5 protein-coding genes are annotated in these 6,583 nt (G+C 26.2%); all 5 read left to right on the forward strand.

All coding sequences use genetic code 11. From position 1 onward, the window contains the following. The first annotated feature begins 62 nt into the window (after positions 1-62). From dndB to HCG76_RS16150, 5 genes are read left to right on the forward strand one after another with little or no spacing between them, the layout of a single operon-like run. Entirely contained in the window at positions 63-1,142 is a 1,080-nt protein-coding gene (gene dndB, locus HCG76_RS16130) for a DNA sulfur modification protein DndB (protein ID WP_221701306.1), read from the forward strand. Between the two features lie 15 nt (positions 1,143-1,157). Further along, positions 1,158-2,786 carry a DNA phosphorothioation system sulfurtransferase DndC gene (gene dndC, locus HCG76_RS16135; RefSeq protein WP_221701307.1) on the forward strand — a complete coding sequence of 543 codons (1,629 nt, stop codon included), beginning with the start codon at positions 1,158-1,160 and terminating at the stop codon, positions 2,784-2,786. Next, on the forward strand, positions 2,776-4,935 hold the full coding sequence (dndD, locus tag HCG76_RS16140) for a DNA sulfur modification protein DndD (protein ID WP_221701308.1): 2,160 nt from the start codon (positions 2,776-2,778) through the stop codon (positions 4,933-4,935). Before dndC ends, dndD begins: the two co-directional genes overlap by 11 nt. Before the next feature lie 2 nt (positions 4,936-4,937). Continuing rightward, entirely contained in the window at positions 4,938-5,333 is a 396-nt protein-coding gene (locus HCG76_RS16145) for a DndE family protein (RefSeq protein ID WP_221701309.1), read from the forward strand. After that, the gene (locus HCG76_RS16150) at positions 5,330-6,508 is read left to right on the forward strand and encodes a cysteine desulfurase family protein (protein ID WP_221701310.1); all 1,179 of its coding nucleotides are present in this window, start codon (positions 5,330-5,332) and stop codon (positions 6,506-6,508) included. Before HCG76_RS16145 ends, HCG76_RS16150 begins: the two co-directional genes overlap by 4 nt. The last annotated feature ends 75 nt before the right edge of the window (positions 6,509-6,583 follow it).

The following is a 6,583-nucleotide window of genomic DNA, read 5'->3' on the forward strand; positions in this document are numbered from 1 at the left end:
TATTTACATTACGCACGTAATATATTATAATACATTTATACTTTACGCACGTAGGAGGAACTATGAAAAGCAATTTTTTCTATACCTTTCCAGCAATTAAAGGAATTCAATCTTCAAAAGAATACTTTGTGATTATGTGTCCATTAAAAATATTATCTAAGCTATTTATTTTTAACGAAGAAGAAATCCCTGCTGAGTACAGGTCTCAAAGAATATTAAATAAAACAAGAATTCCAGAAATGGCTAATTATATAATTAATAATCCTAATGATTATGTTTTTTCTTCCCTTACGGCATCTGTTGATGGTGAATTTGAATTTACATCTTTTGATTCTATAGTTAATAAAGATATTGGTGAATTGAAAGTTTCTATGGATAGTAAATTATTAATCAATGATGGTCAGCACAGAAGAGCTGCTATTGAAGAAGCATTAAAAGCTTCTCCTGATTTAGGTGAAGAAACTATTTCAATAGTATTATTCGTAGATGAAGGCTTACGCAAAAGTCAACAAATTTTTGCTGATTTAAATAAACATGCTGTTAATGTATCTAAATCAATAGGAATTTTATATGATTCAAGAGACCCAATTGCAATAATAACTAAAAATCTATTAGATAATAATGAGTATTTAAAAAACTTTACTGATAAAGAAAATACATCATTACCTAAATATTCAGCCAAATTATTTATACTAAGTAGTATTTATGAGACAAATAAAAAATTACTTAATAAGTTAAATGCCACTGATGAACAATCTCAAAAATTTGTATTGGAATTTTGGAATTGTTTATGTGATAATATAAGTGAATGGATGTTCGTTTTCAATAAAGAAATGAGCGCACATAATTTTAGAAACACTTATATAAATTCTAATGGCGTTGTTCTTGAAGCTATTGGAATTATTGGTAACTATTTATACAGTAATAACTACTCTGATTGGAAAGATTACATAATTAAACTTAATTCAATAGATTGGAATAGAAGTAATCTTAAAGATTGGGAAAATAGAGTTATTGCTCCAAATGGTCGTATTGTAAAAAGCGCTAGTTATGTTAAATTAACTTGTATATTAATAAAAACCAAAATCGGTCTTCCATTAACTAAAGAGGAAGAAAAACTTGAAAGTGAATTTCAAAAATAAAAGGATGATTATTATATGACAACTAACGATATAAACATAAAAATAAATGAAGTAATAGAAGAAATGAAGCTTGTTTATAAAAATGATACTAGACCTTGGATTATAGGATATAGTGGTGGTAAAGATAGTACTGTTGTTGTTCAACTTGCTTTTACTATGTTAGAATCATTACCTCCTGAAGAAAGACATAAACCAATTTATGTAGTATCTTCAGATACACTTATTGAAAATCCTATAGTTTTAGGATATTTAAAAGAAGCTTCTAAATTAATTAATGAAGGTTCAAAAGCAAAAGGATTACCTCTATACGCAGAAATGGTTCATCCAGACTATAATAATACATTTTGGACTAATATAATTGGTAAGGGGTTACCTACTCCAACTTCAATTAGATTTAGATGGTGTACTGAACGTTTAAAGATTAAACCTTCTAATACATTCATTGAAGAAAAGGTTAAAGAAAATGGTGAAGTTATTGTATTACTAGGGGTTAGAAAATCTGAAAGTATTGCAAGAAAAATAAGAATTGAAAATAGAGCTATAGATGGATATTTATTAACTCCACATGGTTCACTACAAAACACTTACGTTTATAATCCAATTGTTGATTATACAACTGATGATGTTTGGAAAACTTTACTTAGTAATAATGGTGTAACTCCATGGGGCGGTAATAATAATGAATTATTTGCATTATATACTGGTTCTGATGCTGGTGAATGTCCATTTACAATAACTAAAAATGATAAAGGTGAAGTCGACTCTCCTTCTTGTGGTAATTCAAGATTTGGTTGTTGGATTTGTACTGTAGTTAAAGAAGATAAATCTTTAACTGGGTTTATAAAAAATGGAGAAGACTGGTTAATGCCACTTCTTGATTTCAGATCTTGGTTATTAAGTATAAGAGATAAGCATGAATACAGACAACAATTCAGACGTGACGGTAATCATTATTATAAAAAACTATACTTGGAAGATCTTCCACTATCAGATGAATTAACATTGAATAAAGACTATATTTTTAAGGACAATGAAAGTAACAAGCTATATATAGATTTAAGAAATACTACTAAAGATTTAGAATCTGGTAGCAGAGAATCTACAGATAAAGAGAAAGTATTCTTAGAATTACTTCCACTTATATCTGAATTTAAATTAGATGAAAATAAAATCTTTGATAAAGACACAAGACCATATGTTAATGTTGTAGGTTATGGACCTTTTAACTTCTTTGCTAGAAAAGAAATTCTAAGAAAGTTATTAGAAACACAAGTTATTATGAATGAATATATTGATTTCCCACTAATAACAATTGAAGAATTAGAACAAATTGATATGATTTGGGATAATGAAGAAGATTTAACTAGAAGAAGTCTTGTTGATATTTACTATGATATTATGGGTGAGAAACTTTCATGGCACGACTTTAAAAAACCTATCTTTGATGAAGAAACACTAGATACTATAAAAAAATTAAATAAAGAATTTAACTTATCTGATCACTTAGTAAATAAATTGCTTATTGAAACAAATAAATCAAAACATTTTACTAATAAAACAGTGTTAGATAAATCAATTTCAAAAGTATTAAATCAAAGATATTTACACAAAAGCATAGTTGAGGAGATAGAAAATGATAATTAATAGTATAAAACTTAAAAACTTTAGATCATATGAAGATGAAACTGAATTTTCTTTTTCTCCTAAAGATAATAAAAATATAGTTCTTATTGGTGGAGAAAATGGAGCAGGTAAATCTACTTTATTTGAAGCTATAAAGCTTTGTATATATGGTCCAATGAGCTATGGATACTTGGGTATAAATTCCAATTACCTAACTAAAATTAAAAACAATATTAATAATAATGCATTTAAAAATGATATTGTTAAATGTGATATTTCTCTTTCTTTATCTTTTAAAGAAGGAACTCAAATTAATGAATATACTTTAAATAGAAGTTGGGAGTATATAAAGCAAAGAGTTGTTGAAACATTTGAAGTTATGAAAAATGGTGTAGTCTTAAATGAAGATGAAATTAACTACTTCAATAGATATCTTCAATCAGTATTACCTCCTAGCCTTTTTGACTTCTTTTTCTTTGATGGTGAAGAACTTACTGAATTTTTCATAGGTACTAATTCATCAAATAGCTTAAAGGATGCAGTACTTCAATTATTTAATTATGATACTTTTAATATTTTAAAGAAACAATTACTTTCTTTCCAAAGAAATATTTCTAAAAATAATAATAGTTTAAATGATATTCAAGCTCTTTATGATGAATCATTAAATAGAGTTAAATCAGCTAAATCTCAAATAGATTTAATTAATGCTAATCTTGAAGCTAAAGAATTAGAACTTGATGAACTTTTAGTAAAAAAGAATAATCTTGATGATGAATTTAGAAGTTCTGGTGGGATACTGGAAAATGAACGCACTGAAATAAATGGTAATATTAGCAAACTAGAAAATGATCGTTTAATTATAAATCAAGAAATTAAGAATTTTTGTAATGATATTTTGCCATTTATTATAATAAGTGATTTATTAGAAGATACTAAACACCAAATTGAAAAAGAGGAAAATATATCTTCATATAAATCTATCAAAAATAAATTATCAGGTGAAGTAATAAAAAAATCTTTTAAATCTATACCTACACTTGCTACTTCTTCTACTAATTTTGACGAAGTAGCCGTAACTATTTTAAATAATATGTTTGATACTGATGAACTTAATACTATAGATGAAATCTTACTATTAAGTGCTGATCAAAAATTTGATATTTTATCAGTAATAAGTTCAATACTTCCTTATAAAGATGATCACAAAAATTCTATAAGTAATTATTTTGATAAATTAAAATCTATATCTACCGAATTGAAAATTTGTAGAGAAAAATTAAACTATACAGTTTCTGGAGAATTGGTTGAAAACTATCTTAAAGAATTAGAAAACATTAATAATCTTATTATAAGTGAACAAAACTCTATTGTAATATTAAAACATAAATTAGATACTTACCATGAAGAATTAAAAAATGCTGAATATCATTATACTAGAGCTAAAAATCAATATACTTCTTCTCTACAAGATAATAATGTTTTAGAGTTATCATCTAACGTTACAGAATATCTTGATGCTCTATTAGCAACCTTAACAAAAGATAAATTAAGATTAATCGAAGAAAACTTTATTGATATATTTAAAACTATAATTAGAAAAAATGAATATGTTTCAAGTATTGTAATTGATGATTCATTTGAATCTACATTATATGTTAACAGAGGATATAGTTCGCTTGAAATTCAAAATATAATTAGTAATTTAGGTGTAAATGATATTTCTAAAAAATATGGTCTTATGTTTATAGAGGATTTATTAAATAAATATCCAGTTTCTTCTTTAAATGAATTAATGGAATATTTAAATGATAATCCAACTTGGGAAGATATTGAAGTAAGAACTAAAGTTAATGTTAATGACTTCTCTAAAGGTGAAAAACAAATTTATATTCTTTGCTTAATTTGGGCATTAATTAAAAGTTCTGGAGTTGAAGTTCCATTTATTATAGATACTCCTTATGCAAGAATAGATGAAAGCCATAGAAAAACATTAACTGTAGATTATTTACCTAATATAAGCAAGCAAGTTATTATTCTTTCTACTAATGAAGAAATTGATACTAATCTATATGAGGTAATTAAACCATACATATGTGATGAATATTTACTTTTATATAATGAAAATGCTAGAAAAACTGAAGTTAAGAAAGGTTACTTTGAGGTGTAATTATGGGATTTAGACTTAAAACATCAAAAAAGACAAGAGAAATATTTGAAGAAGTAGGTGCTAGTAGTAACCTTAAGCCATTTGCTTTATCAAAAATTGCAATTGCTTTATCTTTAAAAGATACTACTTCAATTGATTTATATGAAGAAACTGATACAAATGGATTGGAATTACAAAGATCAACTGTAACTGGTGAATTTGATAATATGTATAAATCTTTAATGGAAGTTAATTTAAATAAACATTTAACAGATGATCAATACTATCCTTTATATACAAAAAAACATATAGATAAAGGTGCTGAAATACTTTATAAGGATTATAAGTATTCTGGCGGTAATTTAGAAAAATTCCTTGATTATTTAATAAATGATAAAAAAGGTGGCGTTAAGAAATGATATATTTAGATAATAGTGCTACTACTCCTGTTGATCCTGAGGTATTGGAAGCAATGCTTCCTTACCTTAAGGAGGAGTTTGGTAATCCATCTAGTAGACATTATACTTTAGCTGTAAATGCAGAAAAAGCAATAGAAAAAGCACGTGAACAAGTTGCTGCTCTTATTAATGCAAAATCTAATGAAATAATATTTACTAGTGGTGCTTCTGAAAGCAATAACTTTATTATTAAAGGTGTTGCTGATTATATGAAATATTACGAAGAAAAAGGTAATCATATAATCACATCTACTGTTGAACATAAATCAGTGTTACAGACTTGTAAATTTTTAAATGGTGAAGTATTTAATAATAATCCTACTAAATCGGTAGCAAGTAGATTTATAAAAAAACAAGCGATAAAAAAAATAGATAGAGGCTTTGAAGTAGACTTTTTATCAGTTAATGAATATGCACAAGTAAATGCTGAAGAGTTTAAAAATACTATTAAAGATAATACTATTTTAGCTTCATTTATTTATGGTAATAATGAGATTGGTTCATTAAATGATATTACTACACTTGGCAATATAGCTAAAGAAAAGAATATATTATTCCATACTGATGCTACACAAGTATTAGGTAAAATCGATATTGATGTTAACACTTTACCAGTTGATTTTATGTCATTTTCAGCCCATAAGTTATATGGTCCTAAAGGTGTAGGTGCAGCATTTATAAGACAAAATGGATTAACTAATTATAAAATGACTTCTTTAATTCATGGTGGACAACAAGAATTTGGTTATAGAGCTGGAACTCACGGAGTTCATAATATAGTTGGATTTGCTAAGGCTTGTGAAATTGCTAAAAGAGATATGAATGAATATATGAAAAAGATATCTGAGTTTGAAGTTGAAGCTAAGAAAATGATATTAGCTAAATATCCTGGAACTGAGTTTTTAGGTGATCCAGTTAATAAAATTCCTGGAGTTATTGGTATGCTTATTCCTGGAATAATTAATGAAATATTTATTAAAGATTTAGCTGATAAAGTAGCTATTTCTGCCGGTTCTGCTTGTGGTATTAGTGAACCTTCATATATTATAAATGAAATTGGATTAACTCATAAAACATCTAACTTCATTCGACTTACCATTCCAAAACATATAGATATCAACAATATAGAATTTTAAAAGGAGCTGTATCAGATTGAATTAATAAATTCAGTCTGAATACAACTCCTTTTTAATTGTTCAAAATTTTATACA

This window comes from Clostridium sp. K13 (assembly GCF_019734195.1).
GTDB lineage: Bacteria > Bacillota > Clostridia > Clostridiales > Clostridiaceae > Clostridium.